This is a genomic window from Streptomyces sp. NBC_00984, from assembly GCF_045162475.1.
In the GTDB taxonomy this organism is placed as follows: domain Bacteria; phylum Actinomycetota; class Actinomycetes; order Streptomycetales; family Streptomycetaceae; genus Streptomyces.
Window position 1 is genome coordinate 1,374,276 of sequence record NZ_CP108734.1, and the last position, 23,404, is coordinate 1,397,679.

Below are 23,404 nucleotides of genomic sequence, written 5' to 3' on the forward strand. Positions count from 1 at the left end.
CGGTCCCGGATCAGGTGGCCGTGGCCGCGTGCTGAGGCATGTGGTCACGGCCTCCCGGGTGCCGGTGGCGCCACACCCAGAACACCGTGCACGAGACCAGCGCCCAGCCGGCGAGGACCAGGTACGGGAAGACCCGCTGGTGTCCCTGGTAGTAGACGGCGGCATGCTGGGCGTTGACCGAGGCGCCCGGGGGGAGCCAGCGGCCGATGAAGCCGAGCACCGACGGCAGCAGCGGCCAGGACACCGCACCACCGGAGGACGGGTTTCCGAGCATCACCATCAGTCCCCAGGTGGGGATCATCGCCCAGCGCCCCATCAGGGCGTTGAACATGGTGAAGACCATGCCCGTGGTGAACATGGTGAAGGCGAGAATCATCCACGACTGGACGAACGGCAGGTCGACGGAGCCGAGCAGCCAGTCCACCACGGCGGCGATGGAGAACCCGCCGAGCAGGGCGTAGACGACGGTGAACCCGACCCGCTCCAGGGGCTCCAGCGCCTTGGCGTTCACACTCAGCTGGATCGCGCCGATGAACCCGACGATCACCGCGGCGAGCGAGATGTAGAAGAGAGCGAGGCCGCGCGGGTCGCCCCGCTGCAGGGGCTTCACGTCCGTGACCTTCACCGGCACATGGGCCGCTTCCCCCACCTTCAGCGTGGACTCGGCGAGCAACTGGGCGACCGAGGCTCCGGAGGCGCTCGCGACGTCCAGGCCGACCCCGCCGTTCTCGGACCGCAGGACGGCGAAGACCTTCTGCTCCTCCAGCGCGAGGCGGGCTTCGGCTTCGGTGGCGTACTCGTGCAGCACCAGCGAGGTGTCGAGTGCGACCTCCAGCCGGCCGAGGAAGACCTTGTCGCGCGGGGTGTCGAGCTCGCCGACCACGGCGGCCGGGATATTGCGCGGGGTCGGGTTGGCCATCGCGTACGTGTAGGAGCCGGCGAAGAGACCGGCCGCGGCCGCGATGATGAACAGAAGCACGACGGCGGGCAGATACGGGGACGCCTTGAACTCCGACCATCGGTCACCGCGGGCCGGGGGCCGGGCATGTTCCCCGTGCGGTGCGGCGGGCTCCAGGTCGGGCGCGCTCACCCCTCGGCGTCCTCGTCGCGCCGGGCCCGGCTCGGCTGGACCCGTTTCGGCTCGCCGGGCATCTTCGGGTACTCCGGCGGGTACGGCATGTCGCCGAGTCCGCGTTCCCGCTCGTCCCGGTCCGCCAGCTCCAGCAGCCCTTCGAGCCGGAAGGCGTGGTCGTCCATGTCCGCGTGCACGTCGCCCACCTCGGCGTAGCGCTTCGGCATGGTCCTGATGTCGAAGTCGCGCGGTTCGGCGTCGTCGAGCTCCTCCCAGCGCAGCGGGGCGGAGACCGGGGCGTACGGGCGGGGGCGTACGGAGTAGGCGGAGGCGATGGTGCGGTCCCGGGCGGTCTGGTTGAAGTCGACGAAGATCCGCTCGCCGCGCTCCTCCTTCCACCAGGCCGTGGTCACCCGGTCCGGCATACGCCGCTGCAGTTCGCGCCCGGCGGCGATGGTGGCGCGCCTGACCTCGGTGAACGTCCACTCCGGGGCGATCGGGACGAAGACATGGATGCCCCGGCCGCCGGAGGTCTTGGGCCAGCCGCGCAGCCCGTGGTCGTCGAGCACGGACCGCAGCTCGTGGGCGGCCCGTACCGCGTCGGCGTAGTCCGTGCCGGGCTGCGGGTCGAGGTCGATGCGCAGTTCGTCCGGGTGGTCGGTGTCGGTGCTGCGGACCGGCCAGGGGTGGAAGGTGAGCGTGCCGAGGTTGGCCGCCCAGATGACGGCGCCGAGCTCGGTGGGGCAGATCTCGTCGGCGGGCCGGCCGCTCGGGAAGGTGATCCGTGCCGTGGGGATCCAGTCGGGGAGGTTCTTCGGGGCCCGCTTCTGGTAGAAGAACTCGCCCTCGACGCCGTCCACGAAGCGCTGGAGGGTGGTGGGCCGGTCGCGCAGGGCGCGGGTGATGCCGGGGCCCACGGCCAGGAAGTACGCGGCCACGTCCCTCTTGGTGTAACCCTTCTCCGGAAAGTAGACCTTGTCCGGATTGGAGAGCCGTACGGCCCGTCCGTCGGCTTCGAGCTCCACTGCTTTCACCGCTGCACCCATGACGGTCACGGTAGGCCGGGCTCACATATGCCGCATATCGGGAGACTTGCGCCTGTTCCTGGGTGAGAATCGGGCCATGGATCTGCCGGTGATGCCGCCTGTGAAGCCGATGCTCGCCAAGTCCGTGGCCAGGATCCCGCCCGGTATGCAGTACGAGGCCAAGTGGGACGGCTTCCGCGCGATCGTGCACCGGGACGGCGAGGAGGTGGTGATCGGCAGCCGCACCGGCAAGCCGCTCACACGCTACTTCCCCGAGCTGGTCACCGCCGTGCGGGACAATCTGCCGCCGCGCTGCGTGATCGACGGCGAGATCGTGGTCGCGTACGACGGGCGGCTCGACTTCGACCGGCTCAGCGAGCGCATCCACCCCGCCGATTCCCGGGTGCGGCTGCTCGCCGAACGGACCCCGGCCAGTCTGATCGCCTTCGACATCCTGGCGGTGGGGGACGACTCCCTGCTCTCCACCCGGCAGTCCGACCGCCGTGCCGTGCTGGAGGCGGCGCTGTCCCACGCGTCCGCCCCCGTCCACCTCGCCCCGGCGACCACGGACCCGGCCCTCGCCCAGGAGTGGTTCGAGCACTACGAGGGCGCGGGGCTCGACGGTGTGGTGGCCAAACCGCTCGATCTGCCGTACCGCCCCGACACCCGGGTGATGTACAAGATCAAGCACGAGCGGACCGCCGACTGCGTGGTGGCGGGATACCGCTTCCACAGGAGCGGCCCGGTCGTCGGCTCGCTGCTGCTCGGCCTGTACGACTCCGGGGGCGTGCTCCAGCACGTCGGGGTCTGTGCCGCCTTCTCGATGAAGCGCCGCGAGGAACTGGTCGCGGAGCTGGAGCCGCTGCGCGTCGATTTCGCCGGCCACCCGTGGGCGGCCTGGGCCGACGCCGAGGCGCACGAGCACGCCCGGCTGCCCGGGACGCAGAGCCGCTGGTCCGGGAAGAAGGACCAGTCATGGGTGGCGCTGCGCCCGGAGCGGGTCTGCGAGGTGGCGTACGACCACATGGAGGGCGACCGTTTCCGGCACACCGCCCGGTTCCGCCGCTGGCGGCCCGACCGCACCCCTGCCGGCTGTACCTACGCGCAGCTGGAAGAAGTGGTGCGGTACGACCTGGCGGAGGTGCTGTCAGCCGGCGGACGGTGAGCCCGACGGCGTGGCGCAGGGGTCCTCGCTCGTCGTCGGGTCGGGCTCCGGGGACTCGGTGGTCCCGGTGGTGTCGGTCGGGTCCGGTGACGGCGAGTCGGTCGGGCAGCCGGGGCCCGGCTCCGAGGTACCGGGGTCGGGGCTCGTACCGGGGTCCGGGGTGGCCGGTCCGCTGTCGGTCGGATCGGGTGAGCCGGTGCCCGGGTCCGTGGGGTCCGGGGAGCCGGTGGGGTCCGGGGAACCGGTCGGTGACCCGGAGGGCTTCGGGGGGGCCGACGGGGAGGGGTGCGGTGAACCGCCGGGCTGCGGGCCCACGATGATGCCGCCGTCCGGGGCGCCGGGGCCGCCGACCGGACGCTTCGGCTTGTTCGGGCCGCCCGCGCCGGGGCTCTTCGGGACGGTTCCCTTGCCGTCGGCCACCGGATGGATGCCCTTGCGGTAGAACTCCAGCCAGGACAGCACGGTGCGCAGATAGGTGTCCGAGTGGTTGTAGCTGAGGATCGCCCGGTCCAGATCGGCCTTCACCGACAGATCGCGCGGTCCGGCGCAGAGGTAGTACCCGGCGGCCAGGGCGGCGTCGTAGATGTTGCCCGGATCGCGGCGGCCGTCACCGTTCCCGTCCTTGCCCCAGTGGGCCCAGGTCGACGGGATGAACTGCATCGGGCCGACCGCCCGGTCGTAGGTACGGTCGCCGTCGTACGCGCCGCCGTCGGTGTCCGGGATGTCGGCGAATCCCGCACCGTTGAGGACCGGTCCGAGGATCGGGGTGAGCGTCGTGCCGTGGGCGTCCACCCGTCCCCCGCCGGCCTGACCGGACTCGACCTTGCCGATCGCCGCGAGCAGCTGCCACGGCAGACGGCATCCGGGGTCGGTCCTCCCGAGTGCGCTCTCCGCCTTGCGGTAGGCGGCGAGCACCGTGGCCGGGATGCCCGCCTCGGCCCAGGACCGGGCGGCGGCCGGGCTCTGTTTCTTGCCGGCCTTCGGCGGCTTCGGCGACTGGAGCGGCGGGAGTTCGGTGTGGTACGAGTCGTCGTTGGGCACGTGCGACCACTTGACCTCGTCGGCCTCCTGGCGCTGCTTCGGCGACGTTTCATGACCGCCGAGTCCCGGTGCCTGGGACGCGGTGAGCGCGGCCATCGTGGCGACCGCGGCCGCCGTGCCGCCGAGTCCGCGGCGCATCGTGCCGTTGAACCTCATGCGTGCTCCCCTCTCCCCCGGGTCACCGGGTGAACGTATCGATGGCGGAGATCCGCCAGGTGTCGCCGCGGCGAACGGCGTCCACGGCGAACATGGCCGCCGCGTAGGTCGTCTCGTCCGACTTGCCGGTACGGGTGTTGCTCTGGTCGGCGAAGATCAGCAGCCGGGCCCGGTCGCCGTCGAGGAGTTCCACACCGCTGTCGGTGACGGTCGTGGTCAGCACGAGCTTCTGCTTCTGCCCCTGGGCCCGGACCTGGGCGAGCATGTCCTTGTGCTGCTGCACCGCCTTGCCGACCAGGTGTGTCCTGGCCGCCTCCGCGGAATTGCCGGGCGAGGCGTAGTTGTACGAGAACACCGCGCCGACGGCGTCGGCGATCTGGCCCTTCACCTCGCTGGTGCGGCCGATGTCGGTGAGGGCGGTGTTCTGCCGGGACGGGTCGTCGCGCAGGCTGCCGGCCGAGGTGAACGCCCAGGCGGCGAAGGCCCCGAGCAGCACGGTGAGGGCGCAGAGAACGGCGGGCAGCCGGCCACGGAGGCGGGACGGCCGCTCGCGTCGCGGTTCCTTCCTCTCCTGGCCGTCTGCCGGACCGGCGTCGTCCGTGACCTCGTCGTCGGTGGTGGTGTCCTTCGCGTCGGGGGTACGCGCCGGCTCGTCCGGGGACGCGTCCGGGGTCGCGGGCCGCCGCTCCGGGACGGTGGCGGTGGCGCGTTCCGCGGCGACGGTGGCCAGACGGCGCCTGCGGTTGACGAGGTGACGGGTCGTCGACATGTCCGGGGATCCTCTCGGTGGCGGGGTGGGAGTCGGTGGCGTCAGCCTCTCAGCCGGCCGTGTTGCCGACGGGTGCCTGGCCGAGGGCGCTGAGCTTCCACCCCTCGGAGGTACGGGTGAGCCTGCCGAGCATCCGGCTCTCCTTCACCGCGGGCTTGCCCTTCGGCGCGGTCACGGTGACCCGCAGCGCCACCATGACTCCGGCCTTGCCGGCCCGGTCGTCGAGTTCGGTCACCGCCCCGGACAGGATCTGGGCCGTGCTGACCGTCTTCGCCTGCTGGATCTGCTTCACGAACGCGGTCCGTCCGTCGACGAGTTGCCGGTGCAGATCGCCGGTGGTGGAGTCCTCCCAGCTGTCGAGGCCCTTCTCCAGCTTCCGGTGGTCGAGCGTGTTCATGTTCTGCACCGCCTGCTCGCCCGCGGCCAGCGCCTCGTCACGGGCCTGCGCGTACACCGCCGACTCGTCGTGCGCGGCGTCGTACCACGACACTCCGCTCCAGGCCGCCGCGCCGGCCGCCGCGACGGCCAGCACGACCGCCGCCGCCATCAGCGGGTTCCTCGTCATCCGTACCCGTGCCATTGCTGTCTCTCCCCTGCCGGCCGATCCGTACCGTGTCGCGCGAGTGTGGACGCTGCTATCTGGAGGTGATCTCGACCACGGTCCAGTGGCCGTCCCGCAGTTGGGCGGTGACGGAGAGCTGTGCCGCCGCCGTGGTGGCCTGCTTGCCCTCTCGCTCGTAGACCTGGTCGAGGAAGACCAGCAGGTGGGCGCTGTCGTCCGTCAGCCGGGTCACTCCGGCGCGTACGACATGGGTGGTGAGCGTCAGCTTCTGGTCCGCCGCCTGCTTCTCGACCTGGCCGAACAGCGCCGCGTACTGCTGGAGCGCCTTGCCGGCCAGGAGTTGCTTCGCCGACTCCTTGGTGACGGCGGTGGCCTGCGGGCTGTACGAGAAGACCTTGCCGAGCGCATTGCTGACATCGCCGGCGACCCGGGTGGTCGCCTCGCTGTCGGTCAGCGCGCGGTTCGAGGTGGCGGGGGTGTCGCGCAGCGCCCGGCCCTCGGCGAAGAGCGCGCCGCCGGTCGCGAGCAGTGCGACGACCAGGACGGCCGCCACGATGCGCGGCCACCGCCGGGCGGGCCCGGACGGGTCCGGCCGCTCCTCCTCGGCGGGCGCACCGGCTTCCTCGGCCTCCCGTGTCTCCGTGTCGGTGTCCGTACGCACGACCGCCGTCCCTCCCCGCTCCTTCATGCGCCGCTCCCGACCGGAATCGCCGTGAGCGCCTTGACCTTCCAGCCGTCCGGGGTCCGGGCCAGCGTGGCCTCGAAGCGTTTGCGTTCGGTGCCGGCCTTTCCGGTGCGCGGGGTGACCTCGACATCGACGGTCGCGATCATCTCGGCCGTTCCGGTCCGCTCGTCGAGCGCGGTGAGCGCCGCGTCGGTGACCTTCCCGCGTGCGGTGGCACCTGACTCGGTCAGTTCCTTCGCGTCCTTGCTCCGGGTACGCCCCAGCTGGTCGTGGAGCGGCCCGGTCGAGGAGTCGAGCCAGGCGCCGAGGCCGCTGTCCACGCTCCCGGCGTCCTTGGCGTCGAGGCTGTTCAGCAGGGCGAGGCGGTGCTTGCCGTCGGCCAGCGCGACATCACGGTGCTTCGCGTACGCGAGGCTGTCGTCGCCCCGTGCCCGGACGTACGACCAGCTGCCGAGGGCGCAGACCAGCACGGCGGCGAGCAGCACCGCCCAGCCGGTCAGGGTCTTCGTACGGGCCGTCATCGGCCGCCTCCCTGTCCGAGTCCCAGCAGGCCGGCCATGCCGTCGCCGTCCGACGGCGTCCGGCCGGTGACACCGAGCGCGCCCGGGAGCCGGTCCGCCTCGTCACCCAGCAGCATCGAGCCGGGCTTCGCGGGCTCGGGCACGGCGCCGCCCTTGGGCGCGTTGGCGCTGCCGCGCACGTTGATGCCGGTGCCGGGCGAAGAGGTGCAGCGGGCCTTGGTGTTGACGGGCGGTCCGGCGGTGGTGTCCAGGCCGCTGCGGTAGACCGTGCCGCCGTATCCGGCGGTGCAGGGCAGGGGTTCGAAGAAGGTGACCGACATGCCGAACCGGGCGCCGTTCTCGTCGATCGCGCTGGCCCCGGCGGCCGCCACCGCGGGCAGTTTCACCAGGAGTTCCTCCATGCCGCGCTGCCGGGTGACGGCGACCTCGGAGGTGGTGAGGAGGTTGGCGACGACGACGCCGAAGCTCGGGTCGAGGTCCCGCAGCAGTCCGCTGATCTGTCCGGTCGCGTCGGGGGCGACCGCGATCAGCTTGCGCAGATCGGCGTCGGATCCCTTGAGCTGTGCGGCCAGTTCCTCGGCACCGGAGGCGAAGCCCTTGAGCGCTTCGCCCTGTTCGGCCTGGGTGCGCAGCACGGTCCGGCCGTCGATCATCAGCCGGGTGTTGACCGGCAGCGCGTCGTCCGCCGCCCGGACGAAGTCGCTTCCGGTGTCCAGCAGCACCTGGAGGTCGTCGCCGCGCCCCTCGAACGCGGTGCCGAACTCGTCGACGACCGTACGCAGGGATTCCGGATCGACGGAGCCCGCGAGGTCGTTGACGCTGGTGAGGACATCGGTGACGGGGGCGGGGACGGTGGTGTCGGCCTGGTCGATGACGGAGCCGTTCGCCAGGTACGGACCCTCGGTGCGGGTGGGCCGCAGGTCCACGTACTGCTCGCCGACCGAGGAGAGATTGGCGACGACGGCCTTGAGGCCGTCCGGGATCTTCGGGGCGTCCTTCTCGATGCGAAGTTCGGCCTCGACTCCGTCGTCGGTGAGCTCGATCGGCCCGACCCGGCCCACCGAGACCCCCCGGTAGGTGACGTTGGAGTGGGTGTACAGCCCGCCGGTGCGCGGGAGTTGGACCTTGACGGTGTAGTAGCTGCGCAGGCCGATGTAGTGGCCGAGGTCGGCGTACCGCACCCCGAGGTAGCCGAGCACGAGCACCGCGATGACCAGGAAGGAGATGTTCTTGAGCCGGATGGCGAGGGTGATCATCGGCTGCTCCCGTCCGTGCCCGCCGTCGGGACCGCGGGAAGGGGCAGCGGCAGTGTCCGGCCGGCCCCGCTCGTACCGGTCCCGGTCTGCGGGGGGACCGCCGGGGTGAGCGACGGGATGATCTGTGTGCCGGGCATGGCCGTCACATCCAGGTAGACGTTGAGGTAGTCGCCCTTCACCCCGCGCAGCACCTCGTCCGTGAACGGGTAGGTGAGCAGTACCTGGAGGGAGTCGGGCAGGTCGCGGCCGGAGTCGGCGAGCGCCTTGAGGCTGGGGGCGAGGGCCTTGAGGTCGGCGATCATGTCGGCCTTGCTCCTGTCGACCGTGTCGACGGCGACGGTGGAGAGGATGTCGAGCGAACGCAGCATGGTGAGGAGCGAGCCGCGCTGCTTCTCCAGGACCTTCAGGCCGGGGCTGAGCCCGGTGAGCACCGTGCCGACGTCCTGTTTGCGGGTGGCGAGGGTGGCGGAGAGCCGGTTCACTCCGTCGAGGGCGTCGGTGATGTCCTTCTTGTGGCCGTCCAGGTTGGTGACGAGGGTGTTGACCCGGCCGAGCATGGAGCGCATCTGGGGTTCGCGTCCGGCGAGTGCCTTGTTCAGCTCGGTGGTGATGGTCTTGAGCTGGTTGACGCCACCGCCGTTGAGGAGCATCGACAGGGCGCCGAAGACCTCTTCGACCTCGGGGTTCCGGTTGGTGCGGGTCAGCGGAATCCGGTCTCCGTCGGCGAGCCTGCCCTGTGCGGTGCCGCGCGCGGGCGCGGCGAGCTGGATGTACTTCTCGCCGAGGAGGCTGGACTGTTCCAGGTGGGCGTAGGCGTTGGCGGGCAGTTCGACCTTGCCGTTGACGCGCATGGTGACCTTGGCGTTCCAGCTGCCCGAGCCCAGGGAGACCTTGGTGACCCGGCCGACGGCGACGTCGTTGACCTTCACCGACGCCTGCGGGGCGAGGCTGAGTACGTCCGCGAACTCCGCGGTGATCTCGTAGGGGTGGTCGCCGAGGTCGGCGCCGCCGGGCAGCGGGACCTGGTCGATCCCGGTGAACGACGGCAGGCCGGAAGCGGTGACGACGAGGGCCAGGCCGACGCCCACGGCCAGGACCGCGGCGACACCGGTCGTGCGGGCTCCTGGTCTGCGCAGCACACGGCTCATCGGTTCGCCCCCTTCTTCTCCGTGGCGGTCTTCGCCGGGGTGCCGTAGACGGTGCCGACGGCCGGGAGCGGCAGGGTGGGCAGCGCCTTGCGGCGTGCGCCGTCCACCGGGGTGAGGCCGGCGAGTCCGGTGGCCTCCGTGAGCGGTCCGCCCATGGAGAGCTCGTTGAGGTTGGTACGGCCGTTGAGCGTGCGGTTCACCGGGTCGTAGGCGTTGACGACGTTGCCCGCGGCGAGCGGCAGCGTGTCCAGTGACTCGGCGAGCGAGGCCCGCTGGTCTACCAGCGTCTGGGTGAGCGGCACCAGGGCGTCCACGTTCGCCTTGAGCGCGCCGCGGTTCTTCTGGATGAAGCCCTTCACCTGCCCCAGTGCGGTGCCCAGTTCCTTCAGCGCGGCGCCGAGGTTCTCCTTGTCGTCGGCGAGGAAACCGGTCACCGAGTTGAGCTGCTGTTCGGCGGCGCGCACATTGCCGTCGTTGTCCTTCAGCATGGTGGTGAAGGTCTGGAGGTAGGACAGCGTGTCGAAGAGGTTCCCGCTGCTCTTGTCGAGGGTCTTGGTGGCCTTGCCGAACTGCTCGATGGAGTTGCCGATGGCCTTGCCGTTGCCGTCGAGGTTCTTGGCCCCGGTGTCGAGGAGTCCGGAGAGGGCTCCGTCGGCGTTGGCCCCGTCCGGGCCCAGCGCCTTGGAGAGCTCCGTGATGGAGTCGTACAGCTGGTCCACCTCGACGGGCGTGGCATTGTCCGCGGCCGGCAGTACGGCGTTGTCCGCGATCTGCGGTCCGCCGTCGTAGGCGGGGGCGAGCTGGACGTAGCGATCGGCGACGAGGCTGGGGGCGACGACCACGGCGTGCGCGGCCTTGGGGACCTTGACGCCCTTGTCGACCCGCAGGGTGACCTCGACCTCCTTGCCCCGGGGCGTGACCGCTTCGACCCGGCCGACCCTGACGCCGAGGATCCGCAGGTCCGATCCGGCGTACACACCCGTGGCCTGGTCGAAGTAGGCGGTGATGGTCGTCGTTCCCTCGTCGTCCATGGCCAGCACACCGGTGGTGGCCGCGACGGCCACCACGGCGAGTCCGGCGCCGATGCCGACGATGCGCTTCATTCTCATGTCAGCGGCCGCCTTGCTGCTTGGGTGGCTTGCACTCGGGCCCCGCGGGTGTGCCCGCGGGCACGTACTCCTTCGGGACGACTCCGCAGACGTAGTTGTCGAACCAGCGGCCGCTGCCGAGGGTGTTGCCGACGAGCCGGCTGTACGAGCCGGCCAATGAGAGCACCTTGTCGAGGCTCTTGCGGTTCTTCACCAGCACCGCGGTGACCCGGCCGAGCGAGTCCAGGGTGGGCTTCAGCTGCTTGTTGTTGTCCTGCACGAGGCCGGTGAGCTGGATGCCCAGATTCTTGGTGCCGGTGAGCAGCTGGTGGATGGAGTCGCGGCGTGCCTGGATCTCGCCGAGGAGCAGATTGCCGTCCTCCAGCAGGGTTTCGAAGCTGCTCTTCTTGTCGGCGAGCGTCTTGGTGAGCTGCTTGCTGCCCTTGAGGAGGGTGGCGAGCTGGGCGTCCCGTTCGGAGACGGTCCTCGAGAGGGCGGAGAGCCCGTCGGCCGCGCTCTTCACGTCCGGCGGGGAGTCCTTGAAGGTGGCGGAGATCGTCTCGAAGCTCTTGGCGAGCTGTGCGGTGTCGATCTCGCCGATGGTCTCACCGAGTCCGTTGAACGCCTGGGTGACGTCGTACGGGGACGTGGTGCGGCTCGCCCCGATGCGCTCGTGCGGGTCCTGCGGGGCGTTGCCCAGCGGGTCGACGGCGAGGTACTTCTCGCCGAGCAGGGTCTTGATGGCGATGCCGACGGTGGAGGAGTTGCCGATCCAGACGTCCTTGACCTTGAAGGCGACCTTCACCCTGGGGCCGTCGAGCGAGACGCCGGTGACCTCGCCGACCTTCACTCCGGCGACCCGCACCTCGTCTCCCTCGCTCAGTCCGGCGGACTCGGTGAAGTCGGCGCTGTAGGTGGTGCCGCCGCCGATGAAGGGCAGCGAGTCGACGCGGTAGGCGCCCAATCCGATGAGGGCGAGGACGACCAGGCCCACGACGGCCACGGCGACGGGGTTGCGTTCCCGTACGGGTTTGAACCTCATGACTGGCACCTCGGCTTCCTGACCACGATGCCGGTGGGCGGGGCGCTGCCGTCCTCGGTCGTCACTCCGCTGACCTTGGCCTCACAGAGGTAGAGGTTGAGCCATGAGCCGTACGAGGTGAGTCGGCTGATCGCCGCCATCTTGGCCGGGGTCTTCTGCAGGAAGTTCTCGATCTGCGGGGTGCCGTTGCCCAACTGGTCGGAGAGCCGCCCGAGTTGTCTGATGTCGCTCTTGAGGGGCGCCCGGCCGTCTTGGAGGAGGTCCGCGGTGACGGTGGTGAGCGCGCCCATGGCCGTGACCGCCTGGCCGAGCGGTTTGCGGTCGCCGGCGAATCCGGTGACGAGCTTCTGCAGGGTGTCGACGAGGTCGTCGAAGCCGGCCTCGCGGTCGTTGACGGTCTTCAGGACCGTGTTGAGGTTCTTGATCACCTCGCCGATCACCTTGTCCTTCGCGGCGACCGTGCCGGTCAGCGAGCCGACGTGCGAGAGGATGCTGTCGACGGTGCCGCCCTCGCCCTGGAGCACCTGGACGATGGAGCCGGCCAGCTGGTTGACGTCGGGCGGGGAGAGCCCCTCGAAGAGCGGCTGGAAGCCGTTGAAGAGCTGGGTGAGGTCGAGCGCCGGGGTGGTGCGGGAGAGCGGGATGGTCGCTCCGGCGGCGAAGCTCCTGCCGACCGGCCCGGCCCCCTGGTCGAGGTCGATGTACCGCTGGCCGACCATGTTGAGGTACTTGATCGAGGCGGTCACCGAGGCGGGAAGACTGCGCCCCTTGCGGACGGCGAAGCCGACCTCGGCGAGCCTCTTGTCGGCCACCTCGATGGACTCGACCTGTCCGACCTTGACCCCGGCGATCCGGACGCTGTCGCCGACGACCAGTCCGGTGGCGTCGGTGAACCTGGCCTTGTACGTGGTGGTGTCGCCGACGCCCGTGTTGGCGATGGACAGCGCCAGCACGGTGGTGGCCAGAACGGTCACCAGGATGAAGACGATCGACTTCGTGAGCGGAGCGGCGAGAGAGCGGCGCTTCACTTGAGCTTCACCTCCGCACCGCGGAAGGCCGGACCGATGAGCACGCTGCTCCAGTCGGGCAGGGTCTGCGGCTGGACTTTCAGTGAGGGAGCGACCAGCTCGTTGACGAGCCGGCTCTCCTGCGGGGAGTTGGGCATGCCGAGGGCGGAGTCCTTGGCTGCGGTGCCGGCCGGTTCGTCGGTGCGTGCGGTACCCGGCGGGGTGACCGCCGCCGCCGTGCGGGCGTCGGCGGTCGGCACGGTCCTGCCCACGTACGGCACGGAGTAGCAGTGCGGTCCGCCGGTCGAGTGGTAGACCGGGGTGTCCTTGCCGGGCACGTACTTGCCCTTCGACTTCACGGGCTTGACGGTGACGTGGAGTCCGGGCCGGTCGGTGCCCTTGCCGAGCGCCTTGTCCATGGCCGGGACGAAGCCGGCCATGGTCCGCAGGGTGCAGGGGAATTCGTCCGAGTACTTCGCCAGCAGCTCCAGCGTCGGCCTGCTCGTGGCGGAGAGCCGGATCAGGTTGTCCTTGTTCTCCTGGAGGAACGAGGTGAGGTCGCGCGCGGACGCGGTCGTGGAGCCGTAGAGCCCGGCGAGCTGCGCCTGCTGTTCGGCGATGGTGCCGCTGGTGGTGGTGAAGTCGGTGAGGGCATCCAGGACATCGGGGGCAGCGTCCCCGTACACCTTGCTCACCTTGACGAGTTCTTTGATGTCGGCGTTGAGCGTGGGGAGTTGGGGGTTGAACTTCGCCAGATGCGCGTCGAGCGTGACGAGCGTGTCGCCGAGCTTCTCGCCGCGCCCCTGGAGGGCCTGGGAGACCGCGCCCAGGGTGGCGGCGAGCTTCTCCGGTTTGACGGCGGTCAGCAGCGGCAGGACGTTGTCGAGGACTTCCTCCAGCTCGATGGCGTTGCTGGAGCGGTCCTGCGGAATGACGGAACCGGCCCGCAACGGCTGCGTGGACGGCATCTCGGGCGGTACGAGTGCGACGAACCGTTCCCCGAAGAGCGTGGTGGGCAGCATCTGCGCGGTCACGTCGGCCGGGATCCGGTCGAGCTTGTCGGGCTCGATGGCGAGGGTGAGCCGGGCCCCGTTCCCGTCGGCCGTGATGGAGCGGACCTGCCCGACGACGACGCCGCGCAGCTTCACATCGGCGTTGTCGTGCATCTCGTTGCCGACGCTGGAGGTGCGTACGGTCACGGTGGCGTCGTCGGTGAAGTCCTTCCGGTACACCGAGACCGAGACCCATACGAGCACGGCGGGCACGAGGAGGAAGGCGACTCCGGCGAGTCTGCGGCGGACGGTCTGCGTGCGGTGGGAGTTCATCAGCCGGCCACCTTCACCGTCGTGGTGGCGCCCCAGATGGCGAGGGAGAGGAAGAAGTCGGTGACGCTGATGAGCACGATGGCGTTGCGCACCGACCGCCCGACCGCGACCCCCACACCGGCGGGCCCGCCGGTGGCGTGGAAGCCGTAGTAGCAGTGGGCGAGGATCACCATCACGCTGAAGATCAGCACCTTGAGCACCGACAGCAGCACGTCGTCCGGGGAGAGGAAGAGATTGAAGTAGTGGTCGTACGTGCCCGCGGACTGCCCGTTGAACAGGACCGTGATGTAGCGGGAGGCGAGGTACGAGGAGAGCAGCCCGATCGCGTACAGCGGGATGATCGCGACGACCCCGGCGATGATCCGGGTGGACACGAGGTACGGCATGGACCGCACCCCCATCGCCTCCAGGGCGTCGACCTCCTCGTTGATCCGCATCGCGCCGAGCTGGGCGGTGAAGCCCGCGCCGACGGTCGCGGAGAGCGCGAGTCCGGCGACGAGCGGGGCGATCTCGCGGGTGTTGAAGTAGGCGGAGATGAAACCGGTGAAGGCGGAGGTGCCGATCTGGTTGAGGGCCGCGTACCCCTGGAGGCCGACGACGGTGCCGGTGAAGAGGGTCATCGCGACCATCACGCCGATGGTGCCGCCGATGACACCGAGACCGCCGCTGCCGAAGGCCACTTCGGCCAGCAGCCGCTGGACCTCGCGCAGGTAGCGGCGAAGGGTCCGCGGCACCCAGATCAACGCGCGCACGTAGAAGGTGAGTTGTTCGCCGGATCGGTCGAGCCAGCTGAGCATCGACATCGGTCAGCTCCCCTTCGCGGGGACGATCTGGAGGTAGATCGCCGTGAGGACCGTGTTCACGAAGAACAGCAGCATGAAGGTGATGACGACGGACTGGTTCACCGCGTCGCCGACACCCTTGGGGCCGCCGCGCGGGTTGAGTCCGCGGTAGGCGGCGACGATGCCCGCGATGAAGCCGAAGATCAGCGCCTTGACCTCGCTGATGTACAGGTCGGGGAGCTGGGCGAGGGCGGAGAAGCTGGCCAGGTAGGCACCGGGGGTGCCGTGCTGGAGGATCACGTTGAAGAAGTAGCCGCCCAGCGTGCCGACGACGGAGACCAGGCCGTTCAGCAGTACGGCGACCAGCATGGTGGCCAGGACGCGGGGGACGACGAGGCGCTGGACGGGCGAGACGCCCATGACCTCCATCGCGTCGAGTTCCTCGCGGATCTTCCGCGAGCCGAGGTCGGCGCAGATGGCCGAGCCGGCGGCGCCGGAGATCAGCAGGGCCACGATGATCGGGCTGGCCTGCTGGATGACGGCGAGGACGCTGGCTCCGCCGGTGAAGGACTGGGCGCCGAGCTGCTGGGTCAGCGAGCCGACCTGGAGGGCGATGACGGCGCCGAACGGGATCGAGACGAGTGCGGCGGGCAGGATGGTGACGCTGGCGACGAACCAGAACTGCTCGATGAACTCCCGTACCTGGAAGGGCCGTCGGAACACCTCCCGGCTCACGGTCGCGGCGAGGGAGAACAGCTTCCCGGTCTCGCGCAGCGGGGCGAGCAGCCGGCTGGGCGGCTGGTGCTCCGGTGTCTTCGGCGGCGTCGCGTCGGCCACACCGGGCGGGGGCGGCTCGGGGGGCAGTACCGGCATGGGGGCCGTCATGGGCGTTCACCGCCCGCGGCCGGGGTGTAGCTCTTCATGATGGCCGTGCGGGCGGCCTCGGGCAGCTGCCCCATCATCGACAGGACCCGTTCCCGGCGGCGCAGCGCGGCCTGCCGTACGGGCATGCCGGGCGAGGGCTCCAGCTGCGGTACGACGGTGCGCGGCCCGTTGGCGGAGCTGATGCCGACTCCGTAGCCGTTCATCTCCTCGGCGGCGAGGGTGGCGGCGTCCTTCTCCTCGGCCATCCCGATGGGCCCCTCGCGGCGCCCCGCGAGGAACTGGGAGACGACCGGCATGTCGCTGGTGAGCAGCACCTCGCGCGGTCCGAAGGTGACGAGGTTGCGGCAGAAGAGCATCCCCATGTTGTCCGGGACGGTGGCCGCGATGTCGAGGTTGTGGGTGACGATCAGCATCGTCGCGTCGATCTGCGCGTTGAGATCGATGAGCAGCTGGGAGATGTACGCGGTGCGGACCGGGTCGAGTCCGGAGTCCGGTTCGTCGCAGAGGATGATCTGCGGGTCCAGGACGAGGGCGCGGGCCAGCCCGGCCCGCTTGCGCATCCCGCCGGAGATCTCGCCCGGCAGCTTGTCCTCGGCGCCGAGGAGACCGACGATGTCGATCCGTTCCATGACAATGCGGCGGATTTCCGATTCCTTCTTGCGGGTGTGTTCACGCAAGGGGAAGGCGATGTTGTCGAAGAGCGACATCGATCCGAAGAGCGCGCCGTCCTGGAACATGAGCCCGAAGAGTTTGCGGGTCTCCATGATCTCGCGTTCCGGGCTGTTCACCATGTCGACGCCGTTGATGAGGACGCGCCCCTGCTCCGGCTTCAGCAGACCGATGATGGATTTCAGGAAGACGGTCTTTCCGGTGCCGGAAGGCCCGAGCATCACGCTCACCTCGCCGGCGGGCAGCGTAAGGGTGACGTCCTGCCAGATGTTCTGCTTGCCGAAGGACTTCGTGAGGCCCTCGACGACTACTTCGATTCCCATCGGCCCTCCTTCGAAGTTGTGGTGAACGAAGTCATCTGTCAGCGCTCCGGCTCTGAGAAATCCAATGGCGGCTCGTCACACATGCACCAGGAGGCGCACGCTATGTCCGTCGAAACCGCCAGGACAAGCCGTTGAACAGCGGAAATCGACGAATCTGGTGCTCGGTGCGGATCACTTGTCACCGAGTGACAAAGTCGCAGGGCGCCTTTGTCGGAATCTGCGCAAGGTCTCTGGCGCGCGGACCTGGTCCCCACGGCCGACGAGGCCGGATCCGTCGGGGCTCCAGAGGTACCGGACGAACAGCCGCGGATACGTTTCGCCGCTGCTCAACCGGGACGCTACGGCCCGGTAACCTGGGTTAGCAATACTGGTTCGCCATCTTTTTGTACGGCGTCCCACGACCTTTTTGTTTTTGTGAGCGAGTGAGTATTGCGTACCGTGCACTTGTCGATAAGTGAGCCATCTGGCACACGGGCGCTTTCGCGCCCGGTGTGAATGCGCCCGCCCCGCCCGGCAGAATGCGCCGGGCGGGGCGGGCGGCATCACCGATTTCCGTACTCCGCGAAATGAGGTACGGAAGGCGTACTTACTGCACCACTCCTGCGTGCCAGCTCTCCGACAGCAGCCGGCCGGCGTTGGGCACTGCCGCGCCGGGGGACGCCAGGCCTCCCGTGTACGTGGCGGCGTTGTTGAGCACCAGGTTGTTCTTTCCGGCCGCCGACGGGAGCGCCGTCTTCAGGTTGACCGCCCAGTTCAGCTCGCCGAGGGTCAGGGGCCCGCAGCCGCTCACCCCGGGGACGGCGAAGGCCGCGTCACCCTGGGAGTTCCCGGTCAGCTCGACCCTGTTCAGCCGGCCCCCGGTGTTCGTCGTGCCGTTGGCGTCGAAGCGTCGGCTGGCCAGGGCCGGCTGGGTGAGGTTCTGCGGACGCAGCAGGACCGGGTCGGAGGTGGTGCCGATGTAGCACTTCGACCCCAGGAAAGGGTTCTCGAGATGGATACGGACCGGAATGTCGACGATCGGCTTGCCTCTCTGCATCCCGGCGACCAGATCGAAGTTCCTGGGCGTGCCCGCCGACTGCACTGTGGCGACGACCCGGTTGAGACTGTTGTCCGTCAACTGCCGGCAGATGTCCGAGACCACCGGGATCCCGCTCGGGCACATGAGGCCGAGCAGGCCTCCGGGAATCTCCGTCGGGGCTCCGACGATCGCCCCGCCCGCGGGCGGCACGATCCTGGACTCGCCCGTCGCCGTGTTCCGTACGACACCGAACTGGAGGTCGTTGGCACCGGTCGTCGCCAGGGTGTTGCCGAGCTTGATGGAGCCGCTCTCGGAGTGCGAGGCCACGCAGATCGCGATGTCCGCCTGACCGTCCGCGGCCAGCATGGCCGGGTCGTCGACCGGACACCGGTTGAAGGGCGCCCAGTTGCCGTTCATCTCCTGGGCGGAGGCGGCACTCGCCGGCGAGGTGCTCAGCGGAATGCCGACGGCGACCGCCAGCAGCGCGCCGACAAGGGCGGGTCCGACTCGCCTGGGGGCAGCACTCATTGATCGTCCAGCCTTTCTGAGGGAGGTGGTACGAAGATGCGCGTGGGTTCAGCGTTCGGGCTTGGGCCTCGGAGGTTCCGGACAGTGCGCCGGAACGTTGTTCACGCAGAGCGGGCCCTGCATCATCTTGGTGAAATTCCCGCTTCCGGACACCGACGCGGTGAAGACGTTGTCCAGGTCCTCGGTCGCCCCGCAGCCACTGAACGGGGGGACATCGGAGTACCCGGTGAGCGGCCCGCCGGTCTTGACGGTGTAGCCCTCCTCCGGCCCCAGACCGGTGGAACCCTTGCCGGTGAGCACGAGATCCATCGGCCGCACCGTTCGGCAGTTCGGCCCCACATCGAGCGGGGTGCCGTTCACCGTCACGTCGTACAGCCGCACACTCACCTGCGCCGTCGACGTCGTGGTTTCGGCCCTGCGGTGAGTCACCGGGTCCGCGGCCGACTGGTACACCGTCTCGATGTTGACGGGGCCCGTGAGCGACATCTCCACAGTGGCGGTCGTCGGCATGAAACCGAAGGTCAGGAACGTCGACCGGGCGGGCGGCATCTGGGGCTTGCCGTTGTAGTCCATCGTGCCTTCGGAGTGGATCCAGGTCAGCCCGCCGGTGGGGCAGGTGTAGGCGGCGAACATCGACTGGAGCTGGAGCCGGAGATGGGTGGGGTCCTTGAACTCCATGGCGGCCTTCTGCTTGTTCACGTTGGCGTAGCCGGCCATGTATCCGTGTGCCCCGGTGGCCGGCACGGAGATCGGGCCGTAGAAGAGCTTGCAACCGGGCAGCTCCGGCGGCTCCACCTCCGAGGTCCCCGCCTGCTCCTCGGTGTCCGAGGTCCGGGCCTCCACCTTCGGTGACCCCACCCCGTCCGAGTCCGGATCCGGCGTACCGGTCGCGGGCCCCTCGGGCGACGCGGGTACCTCGACGGTGCCCAGTTCCGCCGACTGATCCGGATCGACCGTGCAGGACACGGAGATGACGGCGGGATCGGCCGCTCCCCCGTCCGCGGGCCGGGCCACCAGGTCCAGTTGCAGTTTGCCCGTCGTGAAGACCATGGCACCGCTGGACCGCGGGGTCACGGTGGGCACGGCCCCGGTCGCCTCGATGGACATTCCCCGGTCCGGGGAGACCGCGGACTCGGGAATCTCCAGGCCTTCCCACATCACATCTGTCGACACGCCGTTCTGCGTCACCGCCGTCTCCAGACGAGCCGCCCCGGACAGCTCGGGCGGGGCGTCCTTCGGCAGTTCGCCCAACAGCTCCGGCGCCAGCGTCAGACCGAGCCGGACGTGCTCGGGCTGGACGGCGGTGCCGACCGGAGAGCTCAGCGGCAGTTCGACGGAGACGGTCACATCCGCCGCGTGCCGGCCGGATGCCGATGTGCAGGAGTACCCGAAGCCGGATTCGGCCACGTGGGTCCCGCCTGCGACACCGGTACCCGGCATGAGCCCGGCCAACAGGGCCATCGCACCGACGGCACCGGCCTGCCCCCATCGCCGGGAGCGGCTCGACTTCATTCTCATCTCGGCAACCTGCCGTCGTCTCGGAGCTGACTGGTCGTCTGCGGAAGCACTCGTGGGCCCTCGTCGTCAGCGACTCACGGGGAGGTCACGGTGATGGGGTCGTCCAGCACATAGGCGGCCGAGTACTCAACGCTGTCACCGTTGTTGAGCAGGCCCATGCATGCCCCGTTGTTGCTGACATCGCTCATCGTGAGTCCACTGCCGTTCGCGACGGTCAGCTCACCGGTGGCGTTGCTGTACGTTGCATGACTCAACGATCCGGCTATCGTCATCGTGCAGTGGCCCAGCCAGGTGTCGGCGCTGAACGCCAGATTCACATCGGTCAGTCTCCCCGTGACGACCCCGGCGGCGTAGCTCTCACCGTCGAGTCCCATGGTGGTGGAGACCAGTTCGGCGGTGAACGTCGTTCCGAGAGGGGCATGGCACAGGTCGCCGACGGGGTCGCCCCACGAGAAGGTCGTGACGTCGGCCAGTCCGGCACCGTCCGGGTACGTCCCACTCGGCGCCGAACCCCTCACCCGGGTACCCGGCCCCCCGCACTCCAGCTGCTGACCGGTGCTGACGTCATGGATCACCGCGTAGGTTCCTGCCTTGAGCGATCCCGAGAACGATCCGTCGGCGTTCGGATTGCCGACGGTCCACTGGACCTCTGAAGTGGCTGACGCCGATGTCACCGACAGGCCAAAAGCAACTGCCACCATGCCGGCGGTCAGCAGGGAACGCTGGATGACACTCACGGATCTCCTTACGGCAGGTGCGTTCGTCTGCGCCCAGGTCCCCTCGCGCCGCCTCTGCCCAGGAGGCGGCGGGAGGGGGCCTCAGGTGCGGTCAGTGACTCACGGGGAGGTCACGGTGATCGGCTTGTCCAGCACGTAGGTGGCCGAGAACTGGGCGGCGTCACCCGCGTTCATCAGGCCCGAGCAGTTGTTCGCCGTCGCGATGGTGAGTCCGGTGCCGTTCACGATGCTCAGCTGGCCGGTGGAGTTCGTGTACTTCGCGTTGGCGGCCGAGCCGGTGATCGTCGCGGTGCAGACACCGAACAGCGTGTCGCCGGTGATCGTCACGTTGACGTCCGTCAGGTTGCCCGAGGTGACTCCACCCGCATAGCTGGCACCGTTGAGCTTGATGGTTCCGCTGGTGAGCGATGCGGTGAACGTCGAGCCGAGCGGGCCGGCGCAGGTGGAGGCGGCAGTGCCCCACGTCGCCGAGCTGATGGAGGCCAGGCCGCTGCCGCCCGAGTGCACTCCGCTGTTCGCCGTGCCGCTCGCCGCCGCCGTGGAGCAGGACACTCCCTGGCCCGTGGTGTTGTCGAGCAGCTCGGCGGTCGTGCCTGCCTTGAGGTGAGCCGAGAACGCCCCGTTGGTGTTGGGGTTGGACACGGTCCACTGCGCGAGGGCGGTGGCCGAGGCCGATGTGGCGGCGAAGCCGAACGCGGCTGCGGCGACGGTCGTGGCGAACAATGCTCGTCTGAGGGTGTTTCTCACGGAACATACCTCCGGGAAGTGGAGTTGGACGTACCCGATTACCCCGCACCACGCCCTGGGAATGGGCCCGGCACGAGGGCGGCTCACATCGTGGAACGCAGAAGTCGATGGACTCGACTGCGTGATCGAACTCCGTGCGGATCGAACGTTACGAGCCAGTAGCCCAACGCGGCAATACCCGGCGCAGAAAATCCCCGCGCCTCTCAGCAAAAGCATTCCGCCTTAGCGACAACTCAGCAGATCACCGCGATTTTCTATACGAAAGTGAGTAGTTACGGCCGCGTCATGCGCCACGGCCCCCGCCGGACACTCATCCCGGGCGCAGTCACCGGCGGCGGGCCGGCCCGCCGACCGGCCACATACCCGCCGGTAAGTTCGTCGGGACCTCGGCCGAATGACGCCCTGGCGCCCCGCGTCCACCGCACGGCCGAACCCCCGCAGGGCGTCGCGGGACACCGTCCTGGACCACAGAACACACCACCTCCGGCGAACCGCCGGCGAATTATCCATTCCGGCCGACCGGTTTTGACATTTACCCGCCGACCCCAAAATGATTCCCCTTACCCGAATAGCATGCCCTCCTTCTGATTCCGCGACTCAAGAGGCGGCAAATGGCCGCGTCCCGCCACGGTCGCAGCGCTCCGGGAAGACGCACACCACCGGAACGAATCCACACCGATCACCCGGGCAGGAATCCGCTACCCACGGTTGCTTTCTTGTCGTCGGGAGAGCAGATGTCTGAAAAACATTGTCCTGAAGTGAGCACTGGCGTCCCACCTGCACCGAAGCACCACAACGGGGCCGAGATATGTGCCCCTTGCACTTCGATCTTGTCCAAGTAGTGGGCACAACCGCTCACTTGGTCTATCTTCATCGCGAACTTGGTACGCACCTGTCGGTTCGTGGGAGCGCTTTCCCCACCGCCTGTCCCCCACCGGGCGCCGGAGAGCAGGGGGGACTGTCATGCCTGAACTCATTCAGCCGTTGGACACGGGGGATCCGCTGGGGCCGCTCCCCCAGGAATTCGCCGCCATCATGCGGCCCGAACTGCCGAGCCTGATCAAGGAGATCGGCGTCGAGGTCACCCGGGCCTACCCGGAATACGCCAGACTGCTCGACGGCCCCAACGGGCAGGCCATCAGGGTCGGCGTGGAGCAGAGTCTCTCCTCCTTCGTGGACCTGGTCGCCGAGCCGTCCGCGTCGACCTCGCTGCGCGACGACATGTGCCGCCGCTTCGGGCGTTTCGAGGCGTACGAAGGCCGCACGATGGAGACGCTCCAGGGCGCCTACCGCCTCGGGGCCCGGGTCGCGCTGCGCCGGGCCAAGAAGGTCGGCCGGAGTCACAACTTCTCGCCGGCCCTCATGCTCAGCTTCGCCGACGCGCTCTTCACCTACATCGACGAGCTCGAATCCCTCTCCCGGGAGGGCTTCCTGGAGGTGCAGTCGCAGACCGGCGAACAGACCGAGGCCATGCGCCGACGTCTGCTGCACCTGATCCTCGCCGGACGCCCTTCGCCCCGTACCGCCATCGCCGAACTGTGCGAACAGACCGGATGGGCGCTGCCCGACGAGGTCACCCTGGTCGCCGTCCGCTCCCCCGCCACCCTGGACCGGGCCGTGGCCGACCGCGATCTGCTGGCCGATCTCAGCGCACCGCAGCCGCACTTATTGATTCCCGGAGCTTTCGACGACGCCCGAAGACGCATGCTGGACGAGGCGCTCCTCGGCGCCCACGCCGCGATCGGCCTGACCGTGCCCATCGCCCTGGCCTCGGACTCGATCCGCTGGGCCCGGCGCGTGCTCGAACTCGTCGACACGAACATCATCGACGACACGCCCGCCATCCTCTGCGAGGACCACCTCATCACCCTGTGGCTGCTCTCCGACCCGGTGCTGGTCGACCAGCTCGCCCAACGCGAACTGGCGCCGATCTCTGGAATCAGCGCCACCCGCCGGGAACGGCTGGTCGAGACCCTGCGGATCTGGCTGGACACCCGTGGCACCGCCGCCCACATGGGCGAGTTGCTGGATGTCCACCCGCAGACGGTCCGCTACCGGATGCGCAATCTGGAGTCCATTTTCGGCGAGCAACTGACCGACCCGGAGAGCCGGTTCTCCACCGAGGCCGTGTTACGGGCGCTCCAGCTGCGGGCCCGCGGCGAGGAAACACCGCTCTGAGTCCGCTTCCGGCCGGATCACGGTCCTCACCACGAGTCAACTTACTTACGGGTAAGGCGAAATAGACGGTCACTCTCAAACGGTTGCCACACGGAGACGTTCTCAACGAGAAACCCGGAACTGCGTCCCGTACATATGGAGATGCCGACCGCCGCAC

Annotated in this window: 22 protein-coding genes; 2 read left to right on the forward strand and 20 right to left on the reverse strand. The window is 69.2% G+C overall.

Annotation, left to right across the window (positions count from 1 at the left end; all coding sequences use genetic code 11):
• Window positions 1–10 precede the first annotated feature (10 nt).
• Together OG520_RS05830 and ligD are read right to left on the reverse strand one after the other, a co-directional pair.
• The gene (locus OG520_RS05830) at window positions 11–1,090 is read right to left on the reverse strand and encodes an ABC transporter permease (protein ID WP_406012423.1); all 1,080 of its coding nucleotides are present in this window, start codon (window positions 1,088–1,090) and stop codon (window positions 11–13) included.
• Window positions 1,087–2,097 carry a non-homologous end-joining DNA ligase gene (gene ligD, locus OG520_RS05835; protein WP_406016427.1) on the reverse strand — a complete coding sequence of 337 codons (1,011 nt, stop codon included), beginning with the start codon at window positions 2,095–2,097 and terminating at the stop codon, window positions 1,087–1,089. Before ligD ends, OG520_RS05830 begins: the two co-directional genes overlap by 4 nt.
• A 97-nt stretch (window positions 2,098–2,194) precedes the next feature.
• Between ligD and OG520_RS05840 the strand changes: the two genes are divergently transcribed.
• Window positions 2,195–3,262, forward strand: a complete 1,068-nt coding sequence (locus OG520_RS05840; protein ID WP_406012424.1) for an ATP-dependent DNA ligase — start codon at window positions 2,195–2,197, stop codon at window positions 3,260–3,262.
• On the opposite strand, the gene OG520_RS05845 is transcribed toward OG520_RS05840, so the two are convergent.
• The 18 genes from OG520_RS05845 to OG520_RS05930 all read right to left on the reverse strand — a co-directional run bounded on the left by OG520_RS05845 (window position 3,245) and on the right by OG520_RS05930 (window position 21,069).
• Window positions 3,245–4,459, reverse strand: a complete 1,215-nt coding sequence (locus OG520_RS05845) for a lytic murein transglycosylase (RefSeq protein ID WP_406012425.1) — start codon at window positions 4,457–4,459, stop codon at window positions 3,245–3,247. The two genes, OG520_RS05840 and OG520_RS05845, sit on opposite strands and share 18 nt — an antisense overlap.
• A 22-nt stretch (window positions 4,460–4,481) precedes the next feature.
• Window positions 4,482–5,228 (reverse strand): hypothetical protein, encoded by a 747-nt coding sequence (locus OG520_RS05850; protein ID WP_406012426.1) that lies wholly within the window; start codon window positions 5,226–5,228, stop codon window positions 4,482–4,484.
• A gap of 49 nt (window positions 5,229–5,277) precedes the next feature.
• A complete protein-coding gene (locus tag OG520_RS05855; RefSeq protein WP_406016428.1) occupies window positions 5,278–5,775 on the reverse strand; it encodes a nuclear transport factor 2 family protein in 498 nt (165 codons plus the stop codon).
• 88 nt (window positions 5,776–5,863) lie between these two features.
• Window positions 5,864–6,478 carry a hypothetical protein gene (locus OG520_RS05860; RefSeq protein WP_406012427.1) on the reverse strand — a complete coding sequence of 205 codons (615 nt, stop codon included), beginning with the start codon at window positions 6,476–6,478 and terminating at the stop codon, window positions 5,864–5,866.
• Entirely contained in the window at window positions 6,475–6,996 is a 522-nt protein-coding gene (locus OG520_RS05865; RefSeq protein ID WP_399329710.1) for a hypothetical protein, read from the reverse strand. Before OG520_RS05865 ends, OG520_RS05860 begins: the two co-directional genes overlap by 4 nt.
• The gene (locus tag OG520_RS05870) at window positions 6,993–8,252 is read right to left on the reverse strand and encodes an MCE family protein (protein WP_399329711.1); all 1,260 of its coding nucleotides are present in this window, start codon (window positions 8,250–8,252) and stop codon (window positions 6,993–6,995) included. The genes OG520_RS05865 and OG520_RS05870 overlap by 4 nt, the downstream gene beginning before the upstream one ends.
• Window positions 8,249–9,400, reverse strand: coding sequence for an MCE family protein (locus OG520_RS05875; protein WP_406012428.1), 1,152 nt, complete (start codon window positions 9,398–9,400; stop codon window positions 8,249–8,251). The genes OG520_RS05870 and OG520_RS05875 overlap by 4 nt, the downstream gene beginning before the upstream one ends.
• Complete coding sequence (locus tag OG520_RS05880) at window positions 9,397–10,509, reverse strand: MCE family protein (protein WP_399329713.1); 1,113 nt, start codon at window positions 10,507–10,509, stop codon at window positions 9,397–9,399. Before OG520_RS05880 ends, OG520_RS05875 begins: the two co-directional genes overlap by 4 nt.
• A gap of 1 nt (window position 10,510) precedes the next feature.
• Entirely contained in the window at window positions 10,511–11,530 is a 1,020-nt protein-coding gene (locus OG520_RS05885; RefSeq protein WP_406012429.1) for an MCE family protein, read from the reverse strand.
• On the reverse strand, window positions 11,527–12,558 hold the full coding sequence (locus tag OG520_RS05890; RefSeq protein WP_406012430.1) for an MCE family protein: 1,032 nt from the start codon (window positions 12,556–12,558) through the stop codon (window positions 11,527–11,529). The genes OG520_RS05885 and OG520_RS05890 overlap by 4 nt, the downstream gene beginning before the upstream one ends.
• Entirely contained in the window at window positions 12,555–13,862 is a 1,308-nt protein-coding gene (locus OG520_RS05895) for an MCE family protein (RefSeq protein ID WP_406012431.1), read from the reverse strand. The genes OG520_RS05890 and OG520_RS05895 overlap by 4 nt, the downstream gene beginning before the upstream one ends.
• On the reverse strand, window positions 13,862–14,665 hold the full coding sequence (locus OG520_RS05900; protein ID WP_072485014.1) for an ABC transporter permease: 804 nt from the start codon (window positions 14,663–14,665) through the stop codon (window positions 13,862–13,864). Before OG520_RS05900 ends, OG520_RS05895 begins: the two co-directional genes overlap by 1 nt.
• Window positions 14,666–14,668: 3 nt before the next feature.
• A complete protein-coding gene (locus OG520_RS05905) occupies window positions 14,669–15,529 on the reverse strand; it encodes an MlaE family ABC transporter permease (protein ID WP_406012432.1) in 861 nt (286 codons plus the stop codon).
• Window positions 15,526–16,521 carry an ABC transporter ATP-binding protein gene (locus tag OG520_RS05910; RefSeq protein WP_406012433.1) on the reverse strand — a complete coding sequence of 332 codons (996 nt, stop codon included), beginning with the start codon at window positions 16,519–16,521 and terminating at the stop codon, window positions 15,526–15,528. Before OG520_RS05910 ends, OG520_RS05905 begins: the two co-directional genes overlap by 4 nt.
• A gap of 586 nt (window positions 16,522–17,107) precedes the next feature.
• Window positions 17,108–18,067: a hypothetical protein gene (locus OG520_RS05915; protein WP_406012434.1), complete on the reverse strand. Its 960-nt coding sequence runs from the start codon at window positions 18,065–18,067 to the stop codon at window positions 17,108–17,110.
• Between the two features lie 48 nt (window positions 18,068–18,115).
• Window positions 18,116–19,585, reverse strand: a complete 1,470-nt coding sequence (locus OG520_RS05920; protein ID WP_406012435.1) for a DUF6801 domain-containing protein — start codon at window positions 19,583–19,585, stop codon at window positions 18,116–18,118.
• A gap of 74 nt (window positions 19,586–19,659) precedes the next feature.
• Complete coding sequence (locus tag OG520_RS05925; RefSeq protein WP_406012436.1) at window positions 19,660–20,322, reverse strand: hypothetical protein; 663 nt, start codon at window positions 20,320–20,322, stop codon at window positions 19,660–19,662.
• A gap of 99 nt (window positions 20,323–20,421) precedes the next feature.
• Window positions 20,422–21,069 carry a hypothetical protein gene (locus OG520_RS05930; RefSeq protein ID WP_406012437.1) on the reverse strand — a complete coding sequence of 216 codons (648 nt, stop codon included), beginning with the start codon at window positions 21,067–21,069 and terminating at the stop codon, window positions 20,422–20,424.
• A 963-nt stretch (window positions 21,070–22,032) separates the two neighbouring features.
• Here OG520_RS05930 and OG520_RS05935 point away from each other — a divergent pair.
• Window positions 22,033–23,247, forward strand: coding sequence for a helix-turn-helix domain-containing protein (locus tag OG520_RS05935; RefSeq protein WP_406012438.1), 1,215 nt, complete (start codon window positions 22,033–22,035; stop codon window positions 23,245–23,247).
• The last annotated feature ends 157 nt before the right edge of the window (window positions 23,248–23,404 follow it).